The following is a 23,544-nucleotide window of genomic DNA, read 5'->3' as shown; positions in this document are numbered from 1 at the left end:
TCACCGCTCACCTGAGCTTCAATTTTTTAACTATGGATGGATAAAAAAATGAAATCGAAAAAAGCCCTTATGCTAAGTGCGGCCGTGATGGCCTCCTGCTTCGTCTCGGCCTTCTCCCTCGCTGATCAAGCGCCTCGGACACTCAGTGCCGAAGCGGTCAAGCAGGCCGCGAACAAAGCGCTCAAGTCCGGCGGCAAGCTGGACGCCTCGCAGGTCTCGCCGCAACTCAAAAAGAAACTGTCGGTGGCCAAGTCCGGCCAATCCAAGGCAGTGACCAAAGCCCTCAAGTCCGCGCCGTTCGACAGCGTGGTCGGTGCGCTGAAGAAACCGGCGCAAAGCGAGCTGAAAAACGCGGCGGTTGCAGCGTTTGAGCCGCTGTTCCCAACCCTGGATATCAACACGCTCTACACCGTCGATGGAGTGCAGGCCGGTAACGAATTTGCCTACCACTTCAACCTGCCGCAAAACGCGCGGGTGCAGGTGCAACTGGTCAACCAGAGCGCAGGCGCGGATATGGCGCTGACCCTGTTTCAGGACGACGGCCAGGGCAACCTGAGTGTGGTGGGGACTTCGGATGCCGCGGGCAATGCCGATGAATACCTCAACGGTGTACTGCCGGCCGGTGATTATTACTGGTACATGGTGGCCAATGTCGCCGATAACGCGCAGTTCAGTTTCGGCGTGGCGGTGGACAGCAACGTCGACGCGTTTGAGCCCAACGACAGCGCGCAAACCGCGTTCGTCTTGCCGGACTCGATGAACAAACTCAGCGGTAACCTCGACAATGCCGGCGACGTCGATTATTTCGACTTCAAGGCGGTCCGTGGCCAAAGCGTGAGCATGTACCTGGCGGGCGATGAGAACGGCAGCCGTGAGCAGTGGATCTTCGATCGCTTCGATGGTGCCAATTGGATCACCGTGCCGGCGGGTTCCACCTCGACCTACCCGAGCGTCGCGCCGGGCACTACGGTGAAGGTGCGTGTGCGGGCCAACCCGGCGGTGGCGCAGGACCCAAGCAAGTATTACCAGTTGAGCCTGGGTTCCACGCCGAGCCTGAAGACGTTTGATGTGAAGGGTGACAACATCGTGCGGGTGCCGGTCAGCGAGGCTCCGCTGGCCACCCAAACCGCGCGGCAGTTGAATTGGTCGACCCAGTGGTCTGACTCCACCGGCGCGCCGCTGCTGGGCGTCACCCCGGTGTTGCGTGTGGACAACCACTTCGTTGACCTGAACTTCCACTGGGTCGACTACCCGGCGACCACCAACAGCGCCGGTGCGTCCACGGCCACGGCCAATATCGGCACCTGCTTCGGTGATTACACCACGGTGATCAACGACAGCAGCACCGGTGTGCCGTACCGGTGGAGAACCACTTACAACGAGGGTGGCTGGCGCATCGAACTGGCCGAGTTCCCCGGCGTGGGTGTCGGCGGTGATAGCAAGCAATACGTCAGCCTGGGGCATATCTGCACCCAGACCATCATCCCTTGACAGCGTGATGTGAAACAGAAGGGGCAGCCTCCAGGGGCTGCCCCTTTTTTTGCTTCGTGTGTATAGATCGCTCCCACGCTCCCGCGTGGGAATGCAGCCCGTGACGCTCTGCGTCACCTGTGCGCGGTAGCCGAAACGTGCAGCGGTTGGCGCGACGCGGAGCGTCGCAGAAGGCATTCCCACGCAGAGCGTGGGAACGATCAGCTCCCTCCCACATTTGAATCAAGACTGATCAACGGCCCCTTGCGCGGGCCTCATTTACTTGCTAGCTTCTCGCAAAATGTTAACGATAACATTTGCTCTAAAAATAAAAACAAAACAGAGACCCACGCCATGAAAATGCTCCCGAAAACCCTGTGTTTACTGGCTGCCAGCATCACCCTGGGCAGCGTTTCCGCCGTTTTTGCCGAGGCTGCCAAACCGATCCGCATCGGCGCTTCGTTCCAGGAAATCAACAATCCTTATTTCGTCACCATGAAAAACGCCCTGGAAGAAGCCGGCGCGAGCATTGGTGCGACACTGATCATCACCGACGCCCGCCATGACGTGTCCAAGCAAGTCAGCGATGTCGAAGACATGCTGCAAAAAGGCATCGATATCCTGCTGATCAACCCGACCGACTCGGTGGGCGTGCAATCGGCGGTCAAGTCCGCCCATGCCGCCGGTGTGGTCGTGGTGGCGGTGGACGCCCAGGCCGATGGCCCGCTGGATTCCTTCGTCGGCTCGAAAAACTACGACGCCGGTTTCCAGGCCTGCGAATACCTGGCCAAGAACATCGGCGACAAAGGCAACATCGCCATCCTCGACGGCATCGCCGTGGTGCCGATCCTGGAACGTGTGCGCGGATGCAAGGAGGCGGTGGCCAAGCACCCGCAGATCAAGATTGTCAGCATCCAGAATGGCAAGCAGGAACGTGACCAGGCGCTGACCGTCACCGAAAACATGTTGCAGGCCCAGCCCACCCTCAAGGGCATTTTCAGCGTGAACGACAACGGCTCCCTTGGTGCGCTGTCGGCCATCGAAGCCAGCGGCCTGGATGTGAAACTGGTCAGCGTCGACGGCGCGCCGGAAGCGATCAAGGCGATCCAGAAACCCGGCAGCAAGTTCATCGCCACCTCGGCCCAATACCCCCGCGACCAGATCCGCCTCGCCCTGGGCATTGCCCTGGCCAGGAAGTGGGGCGCGCAAGTGCCCGCCACGCTGCCGGTGGACATCACCTTGATCGACCAGGCCAAGGCCAAGGACTTCAGCTGGTAAATCGCCCGCGCCCCACGCCAGCCGTGGGGCTCGGGTTGTCCTTCTGAATGCGAGGTCGGCGGTATGAGCAGTCTTCTGAAGCTGGAAAATATCTGTAAGCGTTACCCGGGGGTACAAGCCCTCACGGCCATCAACCTGCAAGTGGAGCGCGGCGAAATCCACGCGTTGCTCGGGGAAAATGGCGCGGGCAAATCCACCCTGATGAAAATCCTCGGCGGCGTCGAGCATCAAGATGAAGGGCAGATTCTGATCGACGGCCAGGCCCGGCAATTCGCGACCTACCGGGACGCGATTGCCGCCGGCATCGGCATCGTGTTCCAGGAGTTCAGCCTGATTCCCTACCTCACGGCCGTGGAAAACATCTTTCTCGGCCACGAGCTGAGCAACCGCTTCGGCCTGTTGCGCAAGCGCGACATGCGTGAGGTCTGCGAAGCGCTGTTCAAGCGCCTGGGTGTGTCGATCAACCTTGATTGCGCGGTCAAGCACCTGAGCGTGGCCGAGCAGCAGTTCGTCGAAATCGCCAAGGCCCTGGCCTTGGACGCGCGCTTGCTGGTGCTCGATGAACCCACCGCGACGCTGACCCCCAGCGAAGCCGAGTTGCTGTTCGAGATCATGCGTGAGCTCAAGCGCCAGGGCGTGGCGGTGATCTTTATCTCGCACCATCTGGAAGAAATTTTCCAGGTGTGCGACCGCATCAGCGTGCTGCGCGACGGCGCTAACGTGGGCGTCACCGATGTGGCCGACAGCGACATCGACCGCTTGGTCGAAATGATGGTCGGCCGCCGCCTGGCCTGCAGTTTCCCGCCCAAACCCACCACAGAACGCGGGCCTTTGCTGCTGGAGGTCAAGGACATTCAGCTGGTGCGCAACGGCCCGCACAACCGCTTCAACCTGCACCAGGGTGAGATTCTCGGCTTTGCCGGCCTCGTCGGTTCCGGCCGCACCGAGCTGGCCCTGGGCATGATGGGCGCGCTGCCCTCGGTGAGCAAAGACGTATGGCTGCGCGGCGCCAAGGTCAGCCTCGACGACCCGGCCCAGGCACTTGCCCATGGCATCGGCCTGCTGCCGGAGAGCCGCAAGAGCGAAGGGCTGATCACCGACTTCAGCATTCGCGAAAATATCTCGCTGAATAACCTGCCCAAATACCAGAACGCCACGGGCCTGATCGACAAGGCCAGGGAATGCGCCAGCGTCGAAGCCTTGATGCGCCAGCTATCGATCAAGGCGCCCAGCGCGGAAAGCCGAGTGTTCAACCTCAGCGGCGGCAACCAGCAGAAAGTCGTGATCGCCCGCTGGATCAACCACCACTGCGACGTGCTGGTGTTCGACGAACCCACCCGTGGCATCGATGTGGGGGCCAAGGCGCAGATCTATGCGCTGATGCGCAGCCTGACCGAACAGGGCTACGCGATCATCATGATTTCCTCCGAACTGCCGGAAGTCATCGGCATGTGCGACCGCGTCGCGGTGTTCCACAAGGGCGCGATCGTCAAGGTGCTGGAAGCGTCCGCCGTCAATCCTCAAGAGGTCATGCGCCATGCAACAGGGGGCTCCAGTGAATACGTCCATTAATCTTGCAGGCAGCGGCCGGTTGCGCCTGAACCTGGCGCGGCTGCTGCGCTCGCCGGCGTTTTATCCCTTCGTCGGGCTGGTGGTGGTGACCCTGGTGATGATCCTGGCCAGTGACACCTTTCTCACCGCCAGCAACCTGTCGAACATCGCCCGCCAGGTATCGATCAACGCGATTATCGCGGTGGGCATGACCTGCGTGATTCTCACCGGCGGCATCGATCTGTCGGTGGGGCCGGTGATGGCGTTGTCCGGCACGCTCACGGCCGGCTTGATGGTCGCGGGTGTGCCGCCGGGCCTGGCCATCGGCGCGGGGATGCTGGTGGGGGTGGCGTTCGGCATCGGCAACGGCCTGTTCGTGGCCTACCTGCATATGCCGCCGATCATCGTGACCCTGGCAACCATGGGCATCGCCCGTGGGTTCGGGCTGATGTACACCGACGGCTACCCGATTTCCGGGCTGCCGGAGTGGTTCGCCTTCTTCGGCCGCGCCAGCGTGTGGGGCATCCAGGTGCCGATCCTGATCATGCTGCTCACCTACCTGGCGGCTTATGTGCTGCTGCAGCACACGCGCATCGGTCGCTACATCTACGCCATCGGCGGCAATGAAGAGGCGGTGCGCTTGTCCGGGGTGCGGGCGGCGCGCTTCAAGTTGCTGGTGTACGGCATCAGCGGCCTCACCGCCGCGATTGCCGGGCTGGTGCTGACGTCGCGCTTGATGAGCGGCCAGCCGAATGCCGGCGTGTCGTTCGAGCTGGATGCGATTGCCGCCGTGGTACTGGGCGGGGCATCGATTGCCGGTGGGCGCGGGGTGATCGTCGGCACGCTGCTGGGCGCCATGCTGCTCGGCGTTTTGAACAACGGCCTGAACATGCTCGGCGTCTCGCCTTACGTGCAGAGCGTGATCAAGGGCGCAATCATTTTGCTGGCGATCTTTATCAGCCGTCAGCGCCATCGATAAACAACGATCAACACAGGACGAACACCATGGACAAGCACACAGAGATGCAAGCCGTCGTCTGCCACGGCCCGAAAGACTACCGCCTGGAGCGCATCGGCAAACCCCAGGCGCGCGCCAATGAACTGGTGATCCGTATCGCCGCGTGCGGTATCTGCGCCAGCGACTGCAAGTGCCATTCCGGCGCGGCGATGTTCTGGGGCGGCGACAACCCCTGGGTCAAGGCGCCGGTGGTGCCGGGCCACGAGTTTTTTGGCTATGTGGTGGAGGCGGGCGAGGGCGCCGAGGAACACTTCGAAGTGGCGGTGGGTGACAAGGTGATCGCCGAGCAAATCGTGCCGTGCGCCAAGTGCCGTTTCTGCAAGTCGGGCAAATACTGGATGTGCGAAGTGCACAACATCTTCGGCTTCCAGCGTGAAGTCGCCGAGGGCGGCATGGCGCAGTACATGCGCATTCCCAAGACCGCCATCGTGCACCGGATTCCCGAGTCGGTGTCCCTGGAAGACTCGGCGCTGGTCGAGCCGATGGCCTGCTCGATCCACACGGTCAACCGTGGCGATATCCAGCTCGATGACGTGGTGGTGATTGCCGGCGCCGGTACCCTGGGCCTGTGCATGGTGCAGGTGGCGGCGCTGAAGACGCCGAAGAAACTGGTGGTGATCGACATGGTCGACGAGCGCCTGGAGCTGGCGAAGAAGTTCGGTGCCGATGTGGTGATCAATCCGTCCCGCGACAACGCCCGCGAGATCATCAACGGCCTTACTGACAACTATGGCTGCGACGTGTACATCGAGACCACCGGCGTACCGGCCGGCGTCACCCAGGGCCTGGACCTGATCCGCAAGCTCGGGCGTTTCGTCGAGTTCAGCGTGTTCGGCGCCGAGACCAGCGTGGACTGGTCGATCATCGGCGACCGCAAGGAGCTGGACGTACGCGGCGCCCACCTCGGCCCGTATTGCTACCCGATCGCCATCGACCTGTTCGAGCGCGGCCTGGTCACGTCCCAGGGCATCGTGACCCATGACTTCCCGCTGGATGACTTTGCCGAAGCCTTTGAGCTGGCCAATTCCACGAAGTCGATCAAGGTCTTGTTGAAGCCGGTGCTCTGACCATGGACTACGTGATCGGGGTCGACATCGGAACCCAGAGCACCAAGGCGCTGCTGGTGGATGCCCATGGCACGCTCATCGCCCAGCACAGCCAGGGGTATCGCGTGGATACCCCGAAAGTGCGCTGGGCCGAACAATGGCCACAGGTCTGGTTGGCGGCGGTCGAGGCGTGCGTGGCGCAGTGCATGGTCAAGGCCGGTGTGGAGAAGGCGCAGGTAAAAGCGCTGTGCATCAGCAGCCTGTATGGCGGTTCGGGGATCGCGGTGGATGCGCAGATCACCCCGTTGCACCCGTGCCTGATCTGGATGGACCGGCGCGCTGGCGAGCAGGTGCAGTGGGTGCGCGAGCATATGGACCTGGAGCGGCTGTTGGCGATCACCGGGAATTCGGTGGACAGTTACTACGGCTTCACCAAGATGCTCTGGCTCAAGCAGTATCGGCCTGAGGTGTGGGCCAATACGCACTATTTGCTGCCGCCCAACAGCTACATCAACTGGTGCCTGACCGGCGCGCTGGCGGTGGACCACAGCAGCGCCGGCAATATCGGCGGTGTCTATGATGTGGCTGCGCGCAGCTGGTCGGGCGAGATGCTCGATGCGCTGGGCATCCCGCACTCGATGATGCCCGAGCGGTTGGTGTATTCCGGCGAAGTGGTGGGCGGTCTGCTTGGAGACTGGGCCGTTCGCCTGGGCTTGCAGGCAGGCACGCCGGTGCTCGCCGGTGGCGTGGATGCGGCCATGGCGACCCTGGCTGCAGGCGTGACCCAACCGGGCAACCATGTGGCAATGATCGGCACCAGCATGTGTTGGGGCTACCTCAACCAGCAGGTCGACGCGCACCACGGGTTGGTGAGCATGCCTCACGTCTATAACGGCCATCGCGACCTGTACATCTTCGGCGGCGCGATCACCGCCGGGGCGTCGGTCAGCTGGTTTCGCGAGCAGTTCTGCCAGGCCGAGGAGCAACAGGCCCAGGCCACCGGCCAGGACAGCCTGGCGCTGCTGGAACAGGGCGCGATGACGATCCCGGCGGGCAGCGAGGGCCTGCTGTTCCTGCCGTACCTGATGGGGGAGCGCAGCCCGGTATGGGATGACCGCGCCAGTGGCAGTTTTGTCGGGTTGAACCTGTATCACACGCGCCTGCACCTGTACCGCGCCGTGCTCGAAGGGGTGAGTTTTGCCCTGCGCCACAACATCGAAGCCGGCACCCAGGGCGCGCATTCCCTTGACCCGCGTTTGATCGTGGTGGGCGGTGCGAGCCATTCGGATCTGTGGATGCAGATCATCGCGGATGTGACGCGCTACCCGGTGTACACCCTTGTCCAGGAAGTCGAAGCAGCGCTCGGCGCTGCATTGTTGGCGGCGCATACGGTGGGGATGGTCAGTGATGGGCAGATGGACAAGGGCTGGGTGCAGTTGACGCTGCGCGCACAGCCCAAGCGCGAGAACGTCGCGATCTACGACCAGGCGTTTTCCGAATATCTGAAGCTCTACCCGGCCCTGAAACCGATCATGCACAACCTGCAAGCCACCTGAGCCAACATTGGCCAAAAATGTGGGAGGGGCTTGCCCTAATGCCAGTCAGTTAAGCGTACACCACCGTCTGTAGGAGCGAGCTTGCTCGCGAAAAACGTCAACGATAACGCGTGCTTCCTGAATAAACGCGGTGCTTGTGAGTTTTTCGCGAGCAAGCTCGCTCCTACAAAAAGCCTTAACTGAATGGCATAGGGCAAGCCCCCTCCCACAGGGGATCTTCATTATTTTGGGAATTCATTTATGCAGGCCAGCTTTGACTTCACCCGTCACCGCATCCTCGTCACCGGCGCCAGCAGTGGCATCGGTCGCGAGATCGCCCGGCAGCTCATCCTCAGCGGCGCTGAAGTATTCGCCCTGGGCCGCGATGCTCAAGCTTTGGCCGAATTAGGCTGCCATACCCTGAGCCTGGATATCGCTGACAGCGCGGCCCTCGATAAAGCATTGCAAGACTTGCCGCCCCTGCACGGCCTGGTCAACTGCGCCGGCATTTCACGCCTGGAGCCCGCCGTTTCCATCAGCGCTGCGGCCTTCGACCAGGTGATGAACGTCAACGCCCGCGCCGCTGCGCAGGTGGCCAGCCGTGTCGCGGCGAGGATGATCGAGGCGAGCATCGCCGGCAGTATCGTCAACGTGTCCAGCCAGGCCTCGCTGGTGGCCTTGGATGATCACCTCGGCTACTGCGCCTCCAAGGCCGCGCTGGATGCGATCACCCGCGTGCAGTGCGCTGAATGGGGCCGCTTCGGCATTCGCGTCAACAGTGTCAACCCCACTGTCACGCTCACGCCGATGGCGACCATGGCCTGGTCGGATCCGGCCAAGCGAGATCCGGCGCTGGCTGCGATTCCCCTCGGCCGTTTTGCGCAAACCGTGGAAGTGGCGTTGCCCGTGCTGTTCCTGCTCAGCGATGCCGCCAGTATGATCAGCGGCGTGAGCCTGCCCATCGATGGTGGCTATACCAGCCGCTAGCCGTTCTCCAGCTGCCCGGCGATAACCACCTTGTCCCGTGGTTTGTGCGGGTCTTGCAGGCGATCGAGCAGCAGGCGCACCGCGCTGCTGCCAGCCAGGGATGCGTCGTGGGCCACACAGGCGATGGGCACACCGAAAATGTCGGCGAAGGGCAGGCGGTCGATGCCGCAGATGGTCAGGCTGTCATGGGCGATGTTGTGCATGCGCAACGCGCGCAGGGCGCCGAGGGTGATCAACTGGTTGAAACCCATGATCGCGTCCGGCGCCGAGCGCGCGGCGAGGTAGTCGAGGGTGTGCAGGTAAGCCGGCATCAACGTGTAGTCCCCGGCCTGCACTTCGACCTGCACCTGGGGATGTTCGGCGAGCACTTCGCGCAGGCCCTTGAGGCGCTCCACGGTGATGCGCGAGTGCTCGGGGCCGGTCAGCACCAGCAGGCGCTCAAGGTTCGGGGTCTGGCGCAACAGATACTTTGCGGCCTGGATGCCGCTGTGGTAGTTGTCGAGCACCACGCGGCTGAATGGGCTGTCATGCAGCGTGCGGTCAAGCAGCACCACCGGTGTCTTGCCGTTGCCCAGGCGCTCGAGATAGTCGGGCTGGTAACTTGGCTCATCGGAGACCGGCGACAGGATGATCCCCGCCACGCGATACCCCAGCAGGGTATCGACGGCCTTGCTTTCCAGTTCTTCCAGCTCATCGGTGTCCACCAGCATGATGGTGTAGCCGTGTTTTTTCGCTTCGCGGGAAATCGCCTTGATCATCTCGCTGTAGAACGGGTTGTCTACGGATGCGGTGATCACACCGATGATCAGGCTCTCACTGCGCTTGAGCCCGCGCGCGAAGGCGTTGGGCACGTAGTCGAGCTCGCGCGCCACTTCCAGAATGCGCGCCAGGGTGGCGGGTTTGACCAGGTCGGGTTTGCTCAGCGCCCGGGACACGGTGATGGTGGTCATGCCCACCCGTTTGGCGATGTCGCTGATGGTGACGGACTTTTTCTTGTTCATCGGTAAGGCTGCGAGAGGAAACACCCGCAGGCTAGCATGGGCGCAGGGGCAGGGTGATTCAAATCAGCGGGTCCCAGCGTTGCGACCAGTCACCTTCGGCCTTGACCACCTCGCGCAGCAACGCCAACGCCTGCTGCAGCACCGCCGAGTCCCGTGCCCGCGAGTACACCAGATAGGTCGGAAAACTGAACTCCGGCGCCTTGGCCACGCGCTGCATCACGCCGCTGTCCAGGTAACTCTGCACCACCCGCGTGCGGAAATACCCGGCGCCGCCGTTCTCCAGGATGTACTGCAACGCCAGCGGCCCCAGGTTGAAACTCACCGCAGCACGCGCCCGGTCGGGCAGGGCGGCGTCGTGCTGCTGGCGAAAGCCTGGGCCCCAATCGATATACACGTAGGGCTCGGGCTTGCTCGCCAGTTGCACCAGGATCAGTTTTTCTTCCAGCACCTGCTCCACCTGCAAGCCCGGCCAGTACTGCGGCTGGAACACCAGCGCGGCGTCGAGCACCCCCAGTTCCAACTGGCGCAACAGGTACTCGCCTTCACGCACTTCAGTGCGCAGCGCGTGCCCCGGTATCCGCTCGCGCAGCGCCTTGGCCCAGCCGAGCATCAACGGGTTGCACAGGCTGACTTCGCCACCGATATGCAGCACATTGCGATAGCCATCGGGCAACGGCAGGTCACGGCGTGCCGCTTCCCAGGTTTGCAGCAACTGGTTGGCGTACACCACGAAGGCCTCGCCATCGGCGGTCAGCCTGGCCCCGGCGCGATTGCGCACGAACAGCGTACTGCCCAACTGATTCTCGAGGTTTTTCACCCGTGCGGTGATGGCGGTCTGGGTGACGTGCAATTTCTCCGCGGCCGCGGCCAGGCTGCCGCAGCGGGTGATTTCGAGGAAGGTGCGTGCCAGTTCGATGTCCATGAAGCCCCCCGGGAATGAATGGAGGGCATTGTAGTGGAATGCGGTCAAAACTGTGGGAGGGGGCTTGCTCCCGATGGCGGTGTGTCAGCCACACATGAGTTGACTGAACCACTGCTATCGGGAGCAAGCCCCTCCCACATTTGGATCTAGAGTGTTCCGGTGAGCGGGGCTTGCAGGTGTTGGGTGGGGAATGTCTTGGCGTACGCGTGGCACACCCTCAACACCTGCTCATCGGCAAACCGCGCACCCACCACATGCAGCCCCACCGGCAGCCCATTCGCCGCCAGCCCGCACGGCACCGACGCGGCCGGTTGCTGGGTGAGGTTGAAGGGGTAGGTGAACGGCGTCCACAGCGTCCATTCCTCCAGGCCCGAACCCGGCGGGACGGTGTGCCCGGCCTCGAACGCGGTGATCGGCATCATCGGTGACACCAGTACGTCGTAGTGCTCATGGAACGCCGCCATCCGCGCGACCAGCGCCGCACGTGCCTCCAGGGCCGCATTGAAATCATCCAGGCTCAAGCGTTCGCCTCGTTGCGCAATGCGCAGCAAACCGGGATCGAGCAGCTGCTTCTGCGCGTCGCTCATGCTGCGAGTCAACCGCGCAGCGCCGGCGGCCCACAAGGTGCTGAAGACTTCCAACGGGTCGCTGAAACCGGGGTCGATCTGTTCGACATGGGCGCCCAACTGCACCAGGCCATTGACCGCCGCGGCGACCACCCTGGCCACCTGCGGGTCCACATCCACGTAACCCAAGGTGGGGCTGTAGGCGACGCGCAATCCCTTCAGATCGTTACCTGGCGTCAGCCACGGCGTGGTTCTCGGCGCACCGATCAGCCCGTCCCGCGCGTCCGGCTGCGCCACGGCCTGCAGCATCAGCACGCTGTCTTCCACGGTGCGCGTCATCGGGCCCAAGTGCGACAGGATCGTCATCGAGCTCGCCGGCCATTGCGGCACATAACCGAAGGTCGGCTTGATGCCGAAGGTGCCGGTGAACGCACAGGGAATTCGGATCGAGCCGCCCGCGTCGCTGCCCTGGTGCAGCACGCCGAGGTTCAGCGCCGCTGCCGCTCCGGCGCCACCGGACGAACCGCCCGCCGTGGTGCGGGTGTCCCAGGGGTTGCGCGTGATGCCGTACAGCGGGTTGTCGGTGACGCCTTTCCAGCCGAACTCCGGGGTGGTGGTTTTGCCCAGCAGCACCGCGCCGGCCTTGCGCATGAAGGCGGTGAAGGGCGCATCGACGTTCCACGGCCCTTCGGCGGACGTGGTGCGCGAACCCTTGCGGGTGGGCATGCCCATCGTCAAGGTCAAATCCTTGATCGAGGCCGGCACGCCATCCAGCGCGCCGCAGGGCTGGCCTTTGAGCCAGCGTTGCTCGGCGGCGCGTGCCGCATTCAACGCACCTTCCGGGTCCACATGGCAGTAGGCATTCACCAGCGGGTTATAGCGCTCGATACGCAACAGCGCGTCCTCGGTGACCTCCACCGGCGATAAGGTCCTGTCGCGAAAATGCTGCAGCAGTTGCACCGCCGTCAGTTGGCCGATCTCGCTCATGGCTGGGCTCCCTGTGCGGCATTGACCATGGCGCGCAGCAGCACCGCGCAACCCGCCGCCAGGTCATCCGGCGCGGCGTTTTCGATTTCGTTGTGGCTGATGCCGCCTTCACACGGCACAAAGATCATCCCGGCCGGGCCCAGTTCGGCGACGAAGATCGCGTCATGCCCGGCGCCGCTGACGATATCCATATGGCTCAAGCCCAAGGCCTTCGCGCCCTCGCGCACGGCATTCACGCAGGTGGGGTTGAAGTCCAGGGGCGGGAAGTCGGCGGTGGGGGTCAGTTCGAACGTCAAGCCGTGCCGGGCGGCGCTGGCTTCGATCACGCCGCGCACTTCGTCGACCATGGCGTGCAGCTTGTCCGCATGCAGGTGGCGCAGGTCGAGGGTCATGTGCACCTGGCCGGGAATCACATTGCGTGAGCCGGGGTGCAGGCTCAGGCAACCGACGGTGCCGCAGGCGTGAGGCTGCTGCTGATGGGCGATGCGGTTGACCGCGCTGACCACCTCGGCGGCGCCCACCAGGGCGTCCTTGCGCAGGTGCATCGGCGTCGGCCCGGCATGGGCTTCGACGCCGGTAAGGGTCAGGTCGAACCATTTCTGGCCCAGGCAACCCATCACCACGCCGATGGTGGTGGCCTGGTCCTCCAGCACCGGGCCCTGTTCGATATGCGCCTCGAAATACGCGCCCACCGGATGGCCCAGCACAGGGCGGGAGCCGGCATAACCGATGCGCTGCAATTCCGCGCCCACCGACAGGCCATGTTCGTCCTGTTTGTCGAGGGTGTCCTGCAGGTCGAACTTACCGGCGAATACCCCGGAGCCCATCATGCACGGCGGGAAGCGCGAGCCTTCTTCGTTGGTCCACACCACCACTTCGATGGGCGCTTCGGTTTCGATCTGCAGGTCGTTCAGGGTGCGGATCACTTCCAGGCCGGCCATCACCCCGTAGCAGCCATCGAACTTGCCGCCGGTGGGCTGGGTGTCGATGTGGCTGCCGGTCATCACCGGGGGCAGGGCGGGATTGCGCCCGGCGCGGCGGGCAAAAATATTGCCGATGGCGTCCACAGTCACGCTGCAGCCGGCGGCCTCGCACCACTGCACGAACAGGTCACGGGCCTGGCGGTCCAGGTCGGTCAGGGCCAGGCGGCACACGCCGCCTTTGGCCGTGGCGCCAAGCCGGGCCAGGTCCATCAAGGATTGCCACAGGCGGTCGCGATCGATCAGCGGGGCGTTGCTGGTTAGCGGTTGCGCAAAGCTGTTCATGGGCATTCTCCGGTCAGGCACTCAGGGCCAGGTAGCGATTCTTGATGGTCGGGTCGGCGCGAAAATCTGCGGCGCTACCTTCGTACACCACGCGGCCCTGTTCGAGTACGTAATGGCGGTCGGCGAGCTTGTCGCAGACCATCAGGTTCTGTTCCACCAGCAGCACGGGCAGGCCGTCGTCCTTGACCTTGCGCAGGATCTTCACCAGTTCGTCGACGATCACCGGGGCCAGGCCTTCGGTGGGCTCATCGAGGATCAGCAGCTTGGGGTCGTTAAGCAGCGCGCGGGCGATGGCGAGCATCTGTTGCTCGCCGCCGGAGAGTGCATGGCCGGCGTTCTTGCGCCGTTCCTTGAGGCGCGGGAACATGCCGTACACATCCTCCAGCTGCCAGCGGCTGGTCTTGCGGGCGGCGATGCGCAGGTTTTCCTCGACGCTGAGCAGGCGGAAAATCCCACGGTTCTCCGGCACCAGCGCCAGGCCCTGGCGGGCGATTTGAAAAATCTTCTGGCCCACCAGCGCCTGCCCGTTGAAGTGAATCTGGCCCTGGCGCGGGCAGATGATGCCCAGGATGCTGCGCAAGGTCGTGGTCTTGCCGGCGCCGTTGCGCCCGAGCAGCGTCACCAGTTCGCCGGGGTTGACGGTCAATGACACGCCTTCGAGCACGTGGCTCTTGTCGTAGTAGGAATGGATATTCTCGACGATCAGCATCAGGCAGCCTCTCCCAGATAAGCACTGCGCACACGTTCATCGGCACGCACGAATTCGGGCGCACCTTCCACCAGGATCTGCCCGTGGCTCATCACCGTGATGCGTTGGCTGATGGACATGACGATGCTCATGTTGTGTTCGATCAGCAGCACCGTGTGGTCGCGGCCCAGATCGCTGATCAGTTGGGTCATGATCGGAATGTCATCGATGCCCATGCCCGAGGTGGGCTCGTCGAGCATCAACAGTTTGGGCTTGGAGCAGATCGACATGCCCACTTCCAGCACTCGCTGCTGGCCGTGGGACAACTCGCCGGCCAGGGTGTCGGCGCGAGCAGTGAGTTGCAGGCGCTCGAGCACCTGGTCGGCCATCTCCAGGTGTTCGCGCTTGCTGTCCACGCCGCGCCAGAAGTTCAGGGCGCGCGCGCCGTCACGGCCCTGGGCGGCCAGGCGCAGGTTTTCGCGCACGCTGAGGTTCTGGAACAGGCTGGTGAGCTGGAACGAGCGCGCCATGCCCAGGCCGACGCGGGCGTGGGCCGGTTTGCGCATCAGGTTCCTGCCGTCGAAGTGGATCGCGCCGGCAGTGGCCTGGCGCTCACCGGTGAGGCAGTGGAACAGGCTGGTCTTGCCCGCGCCGTTGGGGCCGATGATGGTGTGGATGGTGCCGGCCTCGACCTTGAGGTTGACGCCATTGACCGCATGGAACGCGCCGTAGGCCAGTTCCAGGTCGTGGGTTTGCAGCAGGATGCTCATAGCACGTCCTCCTTGGTGACGACGCCGGGCTTGCGACTGGCGCGTACTTTTTCGTACAGCGCGGCCAACCCGCCCCACAGACCGCCGCGCATGAAGATCACCACCAGGATCAGAATCACCCCCAGCAGCATCAGCCAGCGCGGCCACAGGTCCGACAGGAAATCCCCCAACAGCACGATGGAACCGGCGCCCAGCAACGAGCCGAACAGCGAGCCGGTGCCGCCGACGATGGTCATGATCAGGATGTTCTCGGACATCGCCAGGTCGATGTTCGACAGCGGCACAAAGTGCAGCAGCATCGCGTACAACGCCCCGGCGATACCGGTGACCGCGCCCGACAACACAAACACCAGGATCTTGAAGTGCCGCGTGTCGTAGCCGATGGCCGAGGCGCGGGTTTCGTTTTCGCGGATCGCCATCAAGGTGCTGCCGAACGGCGAGGCGATCACCCGGCGCGCGCCGATAAAGATCAGCAGGAACAGCACCGCGACAAAGCCGTAGAAGGCGCGGGCGTCGGCCAGCGACAGCAGCACCGTGTCACCGATACGAATCTCGGGGCGCGGCACGCTGAGCAGGCCGTTGTCGCCGCCGGTCCAGTCACTCAGGGTGTAGGCGACAAAGTAAGCCATCTGGCTGAACGCCAACGTGAGCATCACGAAGTAGATGCCAGTGCGACGGATCGCCAGGGCGCCCACCAGCAACGCCAGGAAGCCGCCGACGACGGCAGCACCCAGCAACGCCGTGAACAGGCCCCATTGCAGGTGGATCATCAGTAACGCCGCGCAATATGCACCGGCGCCAAAGAAAATACCTTGGCCGAACGACAACAGCCCGGTGTAGCCCAGCAACAGGTTGCAGGCCAGGGCGGCCATGGCAAAGATCAGTATTTCGCTGGCCAGGGTGGCCGAGGGTAAAACCAACGGCAGGCCGATCAGCACCGCCACGACCCACAGCAACATGGCGCGCGATTGCGTCTTGGCAAACGGCAGGGGATTTTTCTCGCTCATGTCAGGCTCTCCCGAACAGGCCGTAGGGGCGTACCAGAATCACCACGGCCATCGCGCCGTAGATCATCAGGCTCGCGCCCTGGGGCCAGAGTGTGGTCATCAGGCTTTGCACCACGCCCACCAGCAAACCGCCGACCAGCGCACCGCTGAACGAACCCATGCCGCCGATCACCACCACCACGAAGGCGATGCCGAGAATCTCCGGGCCCACGAACGGCTGCGCACCGCGCAACGGCGCGAACAGCACACCGGCCATGCCGGCCAGGCCAACACCAAGGGCGAAGGTCATGGAGAACAAACGGAAGATATTGGTGCCCAGCAGCGATACGGTTTCGGTGCTCTCGCTGCCGGCGCGTACCAGTGCACCGAAGCGCGTGCGTTCCAGCAGCAGCCACAGGGCCAGGCCCACCACCGCGGAAAACACGATGAGGAACAGGCGGTAGTAGGGGTAGACGAAATCGCCCACCACCAGCACGCCGCGCAACAGTTCCGGCACCGCGACACTCTTGCCCACCGGGCCCCAGATCATCACGCTGGCTTCCTGGATGATCAACGCGATGCCCAGTGTTACCAGGATCTGGAACATGTGCGGCAAGTGATAAATGCGCTGGATCAGCAGGCGCTCGATTACCCACGCCAGCGCAGCCACCACCAGCGGCGCGATCAGCAGCGCCAGCCAGAAGCTGCCGGTGAGGCTGACGGCGGTGTAGCAGATATAGGCGCCCAGCAGGAAGAACGCGCCGTGGGCGAAATTGACGAAGTTGAGCAGGCCGAAAATGATCGTCAGCCCGACCGCGATCAGGAAGTAGATCATTCCCAACCCGAGGCCGTTGAGTATCTGGAACAGGTAAAGATTAAGCATGCGCAAGCCCTCAGCAGGAAGCCGGTGCGATATTCAGGGAATCAGGCGAGCGTGCAGCCCGTGGCTTCCACCGGCGGGAAGGACTGGCCGGCGCTGAGCACCTTGGCCAGGTCGTCCTTGTCGGTCATATCGGCGGCGGCCTTGCCGATCAGCAGGTAGTAGTCCTTGATCACCTGATGGTCGCCGGCGCGGATCGACTCCTTGCCGGTCGGGCCCTCATAGCTCAGGTCCTGCAGGGCCTTGGCCACGGTCGGCCCGTCGAAGCTGCCGGTGGCGACGATGGTCTCGAGCATCACCTTGGTGCTGATGTAGTCGGCGGCCAGCGGGTAGGTGGGGTTGATGCCGTATTTGGCCTGGGTCAGCTTGACCAGCTCGCGGTTGAGCGGCGTATCGACCTGGTGCCAGTACTGCGCGCCGAGGTACACGCCTTCGAGAATGTCGCTGCCCAGTTCCTGGAACTGATCGAGGCCGGCGGACCATACCAGCAGCACCTTCATGCGTTCCTTGATGCCGAAATTCACCGCCTGGCGCAGGGTGTTGGATGACTGGCTGCCGAAATTCAGCAGCACCAGCACATCGGGTTTGGTGGAAATGGCATTGGTCAGGTAACCGGAGAATTCCTGCTCCTGCAAGGAGTGGTAGCTGTTGCCGACGTGTTCCAGGCCGTGTTCCTTGAGCACGTTTTTCGCGCCTTCGAGCAGGGCTTCACCGAACACGTATTGCGGGGTGATGGTGTACCAGCGCTTGGCGCCCGGCAGCAGCTTGATCAGCGGCAGCATGGTTTCGCGGATCGCGCCGTAGGTGGGCACCGACCAGCGAAACGTGGCCTTGTTGCAGTCCTTGCCGGTGACCTCGTCGGCGCCCACCGGGGTCATGAACACGCCGCCGACCTTGTCGACTTCCTTGGCCACTGCCAGGGCCGACGAGGACAGCGTGCAGCCCTGGAAGAACCGCGCGCCGTCCTGCTGAATCGCCTCCTGCACCTTGCGCACCGCCTTGCCGGCATTGCCTTCGGTGTCGATGACCTTGTAGTGCAACGGGCGGCCGAGCACTTGCGGGTGCTGCTCCACCGCCAGGCGCGAACCCATGTCGGCAAACTTGCCATAGCTGGCAAAGGCGCCAGACATGGACTTGAGGCCGTAAAAGGTAAAGGGCTCGGCGGCGAATGCCGCACGCACGCTCAGCGGGAGGCTGAGGGCGGAGGCGAAGGTGAGACTGGCTTTCAATAACGTACGACGCTGCATGGGGTGACTCCCTGGTTTAGTTATTGGCAGGAGCGGCAAGGGCGATACGGTGGAGCAAGGGCCTGTGGGCAGGCGTTTTTTATTGAGGTGACGCGGGTCTATCGGTTGGAATGCAAACCCAATGTGGGAGGGGGCTTGCTCCCGATGACTGAGTGTCAGTCACTGCATCGGGTGGCTGATCCACCGCTATCGGGAGCAAGCCCCCTCCCACATTGGATTTGTGGTGGTTCAGGAGTGATCGAACTCCAGCAGGAAGTGCGGGCTGACCTGGCCTTCCAGTGCAGTCATGTGGTGTTCGGCATCGCACATGTGTTCATGCATCAAGCTGCGCACCGCGCTTTCATCCCCGGCGCGAAAGGCGATCAGCAATTGCTTGTGGTAGTCGAGGTTGGCCGCATCGAACTGCTTGCGCTTGGGCTTGTAGGCTTTTTTCAGCACCACCAGGTCGCGCAGCAGGTCGTTGAGAAACTGCGCCATGAAACCGAGCAGCGGGTTGGGGCAGGCCTTGGCCAGCAGGTTGTGAAATTCCAGTTCCGCCAGACGCTGTTCGCGCTGGCCGGCTTCGCTGTCTTCGGGGGCGCTGCAAAAGTCCACGTTGTCTTGCAAGGCCTGGTAGTCGCTCTCGCTCAAGCGCCCGAGCACCGACAGCGCCAGCTCCACTTCGATGACCTTGCGCAGTTGGTACACCTGCTCGCCGTCCAGGTGCTGGAAGTGCAGGTAGTTGCGCAGCGCGCGGCTGGCGGGTTCGGTGCCGGCCTGGTTCAGGTAGGCGCCGCCACTGGGGCCGGTGCGCGTGCTCACCAGGCCTTCGACTTCCAGCGCCTTGAGCGCTTCGCGGGCCGAGCCCTTGGAGCACTGGAAGCTTTCCATCAGCTCGCGTTCGGTGGGCAAGCGGTCGCCGGGCTTCAAGGCGTCGGTGACGATGGAGCGCTTGACCGACTCGACGATCACATCGGACAGCTTCTGGCGTTTGCGGCGTAGCGGACGGCTCAGCATGGTTTCGATTTATCGTATTAATGCGGATAAATAGCACTTAATAACGATCGGGCCGCAGCGTCAACGCAGGGTGTCGTTTCTGGTATCAACAGGTCGTAAACGTCAGGGTCAGTCCCAGCCGCCACGGTCCAGGCAGCGTGTGTTCGCCGGTGGCTGTTTGCCGAAAACCAGAAAATCACCGAGCCAGCGGCTGACACAGCCGTCACCGCTGGCCTGGGCGGGTTCCTTGAGCAGCAGCAGCTCGACGCCGGAAGCCACAGGTTCGCCGCGCCCGGCGTTGACCAGCACCATGCGCGCGATGCGTTCGGGAAACAGCGTGGCATAGCGGTTGCCGAGCCTCGCCGCGTCGGCATTGCCGACGTAGTTGAGCTGGGCCTCGCCCAATTGCACACGGACATACTCCATATCCCGCGCCGCCTGTTCGACGGCGGTGGCCTGTTGCAGGTCGCGGGGGCTCAGTTCGATTACGTCGTAGCGGTCGACCAACGTGCGGTAAGCCTGGGTGGCATAAGACTCCCAGCGGCCAACGAGATGCAGGGCAAAGGTGGCGTTTTTAGCTGCACGCGGGTCGCCGGACTGGATAAATACCACGCCCTCACGGTTGAGCGGGTCGCGTGCGCCGACGCGTGTCACGCTCAGGCGCAGGCGGCCGCGGTCGGGTGCGGCATAGTCGCGGGGTACCGTCACCTGGCCGCATTGGGTGCGCGCGAGGACTTCGGGGTCGAGCCGTTCAAACGCCGGGAAGGGGCAATCCAGTAACCAGTCAATGGCGGTGGGCGTGATCAAGGGGTCGGCCAGGGCCAGGTGGGCGATCAGCCAGGCGCCGAGGCAAACCAGGCATTTTCCAACAACGCTGGGTTTCATTAAAAGGTCCTGGAAGAGCCGTGTGAAGGCGGCTTTTTTACCAAGGACCTTGGGTCTAATAATGTAAGGCGATTAAACGGTTTGTGTACGAAACTGGAGTTTCGTTTTTCAGTTGCCGCTACTCCAGCCACCGCCCAGCGCTTTATACAACGCGATGCTGGCCTGCAAGCGCGACAGTCGCAGTTGCACGTTCAAGTCTTGGGCCGCGTACAAGGTGCGTTGGGTTTCCAGCACCGTGAGCAAATCCTCGGCACCGGCCTGGTAACGGCTTTCTGCGATCTGGAACGCGGTCTGTGCCTGTTGCAGCTCCTCGGCTTGCCATTGGCGTTGCTGGTCCAGGCGGGTGATGCTGCTGAGGGCTTTTTCCACGTCGGCAAAGCCGTTGATGATCGCCCCTCGGTAGGTGTGCAGCAGCTCATCCTGGCGCGCACGGGCCTTGTCGCGTTCCGCGCTTAAACGACCGTTGTTGAAGATCGGGGCTACCAGGCCCGAGGTCAGGGTGTAGAACGGGCTGCGCAGGATGTCGTCGGCCCTGTACGCGCCCGAGCCCAGGGTCGCGCCCAGGGTAACGGCAGGCAGCATCGCCGCACGGGCCACGCGCACGTCGGCACTCGCCGCCGCCAGTTGTGCCTCGGCCTGGGCCAGGTCGGGGCGCCGGCTCAATAACTGGCTCGGCACGCCGGGCCCGATGCTTGGCCAGGTCAGTACCTGGAACGCCTCGTTGCCCAGCGCCAGTGCCTGCACGGGCTGGCCGAGCAACGCGGCAAGGGTGATCCGCGAATCTTCGGCCAACTGCTTGATCAGCGACAGTTGCCGTTGCTGGCTGGCCACCAGGCTTTTCTGTTGCGCCAGCTCCAGGGCTGTGGCGGAACCGGCGTCGTAGCGGGTTTGCACCAGCTTCAGCACATTGCGCGCATTCGCCAGGTTCAGCTCGGCGATCTGCAGGCGCTGGCGCGCGGCCAGGGTTTGCGCGTAGCGGTCGGCCACGTTGCTGAGCAGGGTCAGCTCGACGTTGGCCTGGTCGAACTGGCTGGCCTGCAGGCTCTGCAGTGCGCTGTCCCGTGCGGCGGCGCGGCCGCCCCAGAAATCGAGTTCGTAGCTGGCCGTGAGGTTGGCGTCATAGCTGCTGACGGTTCTGTTGCTCTCGGTGGCGTTCAGGTCCGAGTTGCCGCTGCCGCGCAGCAGCTTTTCTCGGGTGGCGGTGAGGTTGAACTTGACCTCGGGCAGCAGCGGCGCGCCGGCAATCACCGCCGTGGCCTGCGCCTGGCGCACGCGGGCCATGGCGGCGGCAACGTCGAAACTGTCACGGCGGGCCTGGTCGATCAGGCGGTTGAGCGAGGGGCTGCCAAATTGCGTCCACCAGCGCTGGTTGGCGGCTTGGCTGGCCGCGCGCTCGGCGTATTGCCAGGCGGCGGGCGGCGCGATGCCGCTGTCGACGGCGGGCGCATTACCCGCACACGCGTTGAGCAACAGGCACAGGCTGAGCAGCGCCAGCGGCGGTGCGATGGGTCGTTTATTCACTGGTCAACGCCTTAACCGGATCGAGCCGGGCAGCTTTACGGGCCGGCATAAAGCCGAATACGACACCGGTGACCAGCGCGCAGCCAAAGGCGCCGAGCACCGCCATCAGGGAAAACTGCACCGCCACCTCGGCCAGTACCAGCACGCCGCCCACCAGCAAGGCCAGGCCGATCCCGAGCAGCCCGCCGACCACCGAGAGCATCACCGCCTCGGTGAGAAACTGGCGCAGGATGTCGCGCTGACGGGCACCGGTGGCCATGCGGATGCCGATCTCGCGGGTACGTTCGCGCACGGTCATCAGCATGATGTTCATCACGCCGATGCCGCCCACCAACAGGGAAATCGCCGCAATCGAACCGAGCATCAACGACAGTGTGTTGGCCGTGCGCGCCTCGGCCTGGATCATCGCGGCGTTGTTGGTCAGGTGATAATCGTCCTTGCCCTGGTGCAGGCGCTTGAGCAACTGATCAATGGCCTGCTCGGCGGCGTTCACCCGCGTGGCGTCGGCTGCGGCAATCACCACGTACTCCGGGTTATAGCTGCCGAACAGGCGAATGCTGGCGGCGGAGTAGGGGATGGCAATGCGGTCATCACTGTCTTTGTTGCCCGAGCTGGAACCTTTTTCCTGGAGCACGCCCACCACCTGGAACGGCACGTTTTCGATCAGAATGTACTGGCCGATGGGGTTGACCCGGCCTTTGAACAGCTTGTCCCGCACCCTTGCGCCGATCACGGCGACGGTGGCGGCGTTGCGTTCGTCGGCTTCGGTGAAGTAGCTGCCCTCGACCACCGGCCAGTTGAAGATGCTCGGAAACTGGGTGTCGTTGCCGCCGACATAGGCGATGTAGTCGATGTTGCCGAAACGCACGCCTGCTTCGGCGCCGTTGACCGGCATGATCCGTTTCACCTGGGGCAGGGTGGCCAGGGCGGCCACATCCTGGGGGGTGATGATGCCCAGGGGCGTACGCGGGTTGGGTGACGAACCACTGACATACAGGATGTTCGAGCCGAACGCGCCCATCTGCGCCATGACCTGGCGCTTGCTGCCTTCCCCCACGGCCAGCATGACCACCACCGAGGCCACGCCAATAATGATTCCGAGCAAGGTCAGCGCGGTGCGAAAACGGTTGATCCACATCACGCGCCAGGCCGCTTGCAGTGCGTCGAGCAGTTCGGCCTTCCAGGCGCCGTTGTGTTCGGCGCCGTCGACCAGGCGCTGGCGCAGGTCCACGGCTTGCAGCGCAGTGCTGTCCGCTTCGGCAGGCACGCAGGCCTGGGCGCCGGCCGAGTCGCTGATGATCAGGCCGTCGCGAATCTCGATGATGCGGTTGGCCCGTGCGGCCACTTCGCGGTCATGGGTGATCAGGATGACCACATGGCCCTGGCTCGCCAGTTCGTCGAGCAGGCTCATCACTTCGGCGCCGCTGTGGCTGTCGAGGGCTCCGGTGGGTTCGTCGGCGAGGATGATATGCCCGCCGTTCATCAGCGCGCGCGCGATGGACACCCGCTGCTGCTGGCCGCCGGAGAGCTGGTGCGGACGGTTGCCGGTGCGGTCGGCCAGGCCCAGGCGGGTGAGCAGGGCGGTGGCGCGGGCGTGCCGTTCGCTGGCACTGATGCCGGCATAGATCGCCGGCATCTCGACGTTTTCCTGGGCCGATGCCGACGGGATCAAGTGGTAGCCCTGGAACACGAAACCGAAGGCTTCGCGGCGCAGCCAGGCCAGTTCGTCGCTGCCCAGGTGGGCAACGTTTTCACCGGCGAACAGGTAGTCACCCTCGCTTGGGCGGTCGAGGCAACCGAGGATATTCATCAATGTCGACTTGCCGGAGCCGGACGCGCCGACGATGGCGACGAACTCCCCGGCATGGATCGACAGATCGATGCCACGCAGCACGTCGACCTGTGGGCTGTCGCCGCCGCCGTAGGATTTGCGGATGTGCTTGAGTTCGATCAGGGGCGTGGTCAA

Annotated in this window: 20 protein-coding genes; 7 read left to right on the top strand and 13 right to left on the bottom strand. The window is 63.6% G+C overall.

All coding sequences use genetic code 11. The annotated features are described in order from the left end of the window. The first annotated feature begins 48 nt into the window (after positions 1-48). From C4J85_RS17360 to C4J85_RS17330, 7 genes are all read left to right on the top strand, one after another. On the top strand, positions 49-1,491 hold the full coding sequence (locus C4J85_RS17360; protein ID WP_124410323.1) for a hypothetical protein: 1,443 nt from the start codon (positions 49-51) through the stop codon (positions 1,489-1,491). 333 nt (positions 1,492-1,824) lie between these two features. Further along, the gene (locus tag C4J85_RS17355; protein WP_124410322.1) at positions 1,825-2,748 is read left to right on the top strand and encodes a substrate-binding domain-containing protein; all 924 of its coding nucleotides are present in this window, start codon (positions 1,825-1,827) and stop codon (positions 2,746-2,748) included. A gap of 63 nt (positions 2,749-2,811) precedes the next feature. After that, on the top strand, positions 2,812-4,320 hold the full coding sequence (locus C4J85_RS17350; protein WP_124410321.1) for a sugar ABC transporter ATP-binding protein: 1,509 nt from the start codon (positions 2,812-2,814) through the stop codon (positions 4,318-4,320). Continuing rightward, positions 4,286-5,278, top strand: coding sequence for an ABC transporter permease (locus C4J85_RS17345; RefSeq protein WP_124363446.1), 993 nt, complete (start codon positions 4,286-4,288; stop codon positions 5,276-5,278). The genes C4J85_RS17350 and C4J85_RS17345 overlap by 35 nt, the downstream gene beginning before the upstream one ends. Before the next feature lie 26 nt (positions 5,279-5,304). After that, positions 5,305-6,384, top strand: coding sequence for an alcohol dehydrogenase catalytic domain-containing protein (locus C4J85_RS17340; RefSeq protein ID WP_124410320.1), 1,080 nt, complete (start codon positions 5,305-5,307; stop codon positions 6,382-6,384). Positions 6,385-6,386: 2 nt separating this feature from the next. Beyond that, complete coding sequence (locus tag C4J85_RS17335) at positions 6,387-7,919, top strand: FGGY-family carbohydrate kinase (RefSeq protein WP_124410319.1); 1,533 nt, start codon at positions 6,387-6,389, stop codon at positions 7,917-7,919. A 240-nt stretch (positions 7,920-8,159) separates the two neighbouring features. After that, a complete protein-coding gene (locus C4J85_RS17330; RefSeq protein WP_124367547.1) occupies positions 8,160-8,885 on the top strand; it encodes an SDR family oxidoreductase in 726 nt (241 codons plus the stop codon). Here C4J85_RS17330 and C4J85_RS17325 read toward each other — a convergent pair. From C4J85_RS17325 to C4J85_RS17265, 13 genes are all read right to left on the bottom strand, one after another. After that, on the bottom strand, positions 8,882-9,886 hold the full coding sequence (locus tag C4J85_RS17325; RefSeq protein WP_124410318.1) for a LacI family DNA-binding transcriptional regulator: 1,005 nt from the start codon (positions 9,884-9,886) through the stop codon (positions 8,882-8,884). The two genes, C4J85_RS17330 and C4J85_RS17325, sit on opposite strands and share 4 nt — an antisense overlap. 58 nt (positions 9,887-9,944) lie before the next feature. After that, entirely contained in the window at positions 9,945-10,808 is an 864-nt protein-coding gene (locus tag C4J85_RS17320) for a LysR family transcriptional regulator (RefSeq protein ID WP_124404647.1), read from the bottom strand. A gap of 146 nt (positions 10,809-10,954) precedes the next feature. Further along, positions 10,955-12,361, bottom strand: a complete 1,407-nt coding sequence (locus C4J85_RS17315) for an amidase (RefSeq protein WP_124410317.1) — start codon at positions 12,359-12,361, stop codon at positions 10,955-10,957. Then, positions 12,358-13,626: a Zn-dependent hydrolase gene (locus C4J85_RS17310; protein WP_124410316.1), complete on the bottom strand. Its 1,269-nt coding sequence runs from the start codon at positions 13,624-13,626 to the stop codon at positions 12,358-12,360. The genes C4J85_RS17315 and C4J85_RS17310 overlap by 4 nt, the downstream gene beginning before the upstream one ends. Positions 13,627-13,639: 13 nt before the next feature. Then, on the bottom strand, positions 13,640-14,335 hold the full coding sequence (locus tag C4J85_RS17305; protein WP_124367543.1) for an ABC transporter ATP-binding protein: 696 nt from the start codon (positions 14,333-14,335) through the stop codon (positions 13,640-13,642). Beyond that, the gene (locus C4J85_RS17300; protein WP_124410315.1) at positions 14,335-15,084 is read right to left on the bottom strand and encodes an ABC transporter ATP-binding protein; all 750 of its coding nucleotides are present in this window, start codon (positions 15,082-15,084) and stop codon (positions 14,335-14,337) included. The genes C4J85_RS17305 and C4J85_RS17300 overlap by 1 nt, the downstream gene beginning before the upstream one ends. Continuing rightward, positions 15,081-16,091, bottom strand: coding sequence for a branched-chain amino acid ABC transporter permease (locus C4J85_RS17295; RefSeq protein ID WP_124410314.1), 1,011 nt, complete (start codon positions 16,089-16,091; stop codon positions 15,081-15,083). The genes C4J85_RS17300 and C4J85_RS17295 overlap by 4 nt, the downstream gene beginning before the upstream one ends. Position 16,092: 1 nt before the next feature. Beyond that, on the bottom strand, positions 16,093-16,953 hold the full coding sequence (locus C4J85_RS17290; protein WP_124367540.1) for a branched-chain amino acid ABC transporter permease: 861 nt from the start codon (positions 16,951-16,953) through the stop codon (positions 16,093-16,095). A 41-nt stretch (positions 16,954-16,994) separates the two neighbouring features. Further along, a complete protein-coding gene (locus C4J85_RS17285) occupies positions 16,995-18,197 on the bottom strand; it encodes an ABC transporter substrate-binding protein (protein ID WP_124410313.1) in 1,203 nt (400 codons plus the stop codon). A 228-nt stretch (positions 18,198-18,425) separates the two neighbouring features. Then, entirely contained in the window at positions 18,426-19,193 is a 768-nt protein-coding gene (locus tag C4J85_RS17280) for a FadR/GntR family transcriptional regulator (RefSeq protein ID WP_124367538.1), read from the bottom strand. 108 nt (positions 19,194-19,301) lie between these two features. Then, entirely contained in the window at positions 19,302-20,057 is a 756-nt protein-coding gene (locus tag C4J85_RS17275; RefSeq protein ID WP_124410312.1) for an alpha/beta fold hydrolase, read from the bottom strand. A gap of 108 nt (positions 20,058-20,165) precedes the next feature. Further along, the gene (locus tag C4J85_RS17270; RefSeq protein WP_124410311.1) at positions 20,166-21,578 is read right to left on the bottom strand and encodes an efflux transporter outer membrane subunit; all 1,413 of its coding nucleotides are present in this window, start codon (positions 21,576-21,578) and stop codon (positions 20,166-20,168) included. Continuing rightward, positions 21,571-23,544, bottom strand: coding sequence for a MacB family efflux pump subunit (locus tag C4J85_RS17265; protein ID WP_124410310.1), 1,974 nt, complete (start codon positions 23,542-23,544; stop codon positions 21,571-21,573). Before C4J85_RS17265 ends, C4J85_RS17270 begins: the two co-directional genes overlap by 8 nt.

This window comes from Pseudomonas sp. R4-34-07 (genome assembly GCF_003852375.1).
Taxonomy (GTDB): domain Bacteria; phylum Pseudomonadota; class Gammaproteobacteria; order Pseudomonadales; family Pseudomonadaceae; genus Aquipseudomonas.
The sequence above is the reverse complement of the archived record's forward strand: the minus strand, read 5'-3'. Positions and strand labels throughout refer to the sequence as shown.

What these genes read in the sequence shown, in the direction of transcription:
- C4J85_RS17310 (WP_124410316.1), bottom strand. Translation starts at nt 13,626, where the DNA reads ATGAACAGCTTTGCGCAACCGCTAACCAGCAACGCCCCGCTGATCGAT.
- C4J85_RS17280 (WP_124367538.1), bottom strand. Translation starts at nt 19,193, where the DNA reads ATGCTGAGCCGTCCGCTACGCCGCAAACGCCAGAAGCTGTCCGATGTG.
- C4J85_RS17290 (WP_124367540.1), bottom strand. Translation starts at nt 16,953, where the DNA reads ATGCTTAATCTTTACCTGTTCCAGATACTCAACGGCCTCGGGTTGGGA.
- C4J85_RS17285 (WP_124410313.1), bottom strand. Translation starts at nt 18,197, where the DNA reads ATGCAGCGTCGTACGTTATTGAAAGCCAGTCTCACCTTCGCCTCCGCC.
- C4J85_RS17335 (WP_124410319.1), top strand. Translation starts at nt 6,387, where the DNA reads ATGGACTACGTGATCGGGGTCGACATCGGAACCCAGAGCACCAAGGCG.
- C4J85_RS17355 (WP_124410322.1), top strand. Translation starts at nt 1,825, where the DNA reads ATGAAAATGCTCCCGAAAACCCTGTGTTTACTGGCTGCCAGCATCACC.
- C4J85_RS17345 (WP_124363446.1), top strand. Translation starts at nt 4,286, where the DNA reads ATGCAACAGGGGGCTCCAGTGAATACGTCCATTAATCTTGCAGGCAGC.
- C4J85_RS17340 (WP_124410320.1), top strand. Translation starts at nt 5,305, where the DNA reads ATGGACAAGCACACAGAGATGCAAGCCGTCGTCTGCCACGGCCCGAAA.
- C4J85_RS17325 (WP_124410318.1), bottom strand. Translation starts at nt 9,886, where the DNA reads ATGAACAAGAAAAAGTCCGTCACCATCAGCGACATCGCCAAACGGGTG.
- C4J85_RS17305 (WP_124367543.1), bottom strand. Translation starts at nt 14,335, where the DNA reads ATGCTGATCGTCGAGAATATCCATTCCTACTACGACAAGAGCCACGTG.
- C4J85_RS17350 (WP_124410321.1), top strand. Translation starts at nt 2,812, where the DNA reads ATGAGCAGTCTTCTGAAGCTGGAAAATATCTGTAAGCGTTACCCGGGG.
- C4J85_RS17330 (WP_124367547.1), top strand. Translation starts at nt 8,160, where the DNA reads ATGCAGGCCAGCTTTGACTTCACCCGTCACCGCATCCTCGTCACCGGC.
- C4J85_RS17315 (WP_124410317.1), bottom strand. Translation starts at nt 12,361, where the DNA reads ATGAGCGAGATCGGCCAACTGACGGCGGTGCAACTGCTGCAGCATTTT.
- C4J85_RS17275 (WP_124410312.1), bottom strand. Translation starts at nt 20,057, where the DNA reads ATGAAACCCAGCGTTGTTGGAAAATGCCTGGTTTGCCTCGGCGCCTGG.
- C4J85_RS17320 (WP_124404647.1), bottom strand. Translation starts at nt 10,808, where the DNA reads ATGGACATCGAACTGGCACGCACCTTCCTCGAAATCACCCGCTGCGGC.
- C4J85_RS17295 (WP_124410314.1), bottom strand. Translation starts at nt 16,091, where the DNA reads ATGAGCGAGAAAAATCCCCTGCCGTTTGCCAAGACGCAATCGCGCGCC.
- C4J85_RS17300 (WP_124410315.1), bottom strand. Translation starts at nt 15,084, where the DNA reads ATGAGCATCCTGCTGCAAACCCACGACCTGGAACTGGCCTACGGCGCG.
- C4J85_RS17360 (WP_124410323.1), top strand. Translation starts at nt 49, where the DNA reads ATGAAATCGAAAAAAGCCCTTATGCTAAGTGCGGCCGTGATGGCCTCC.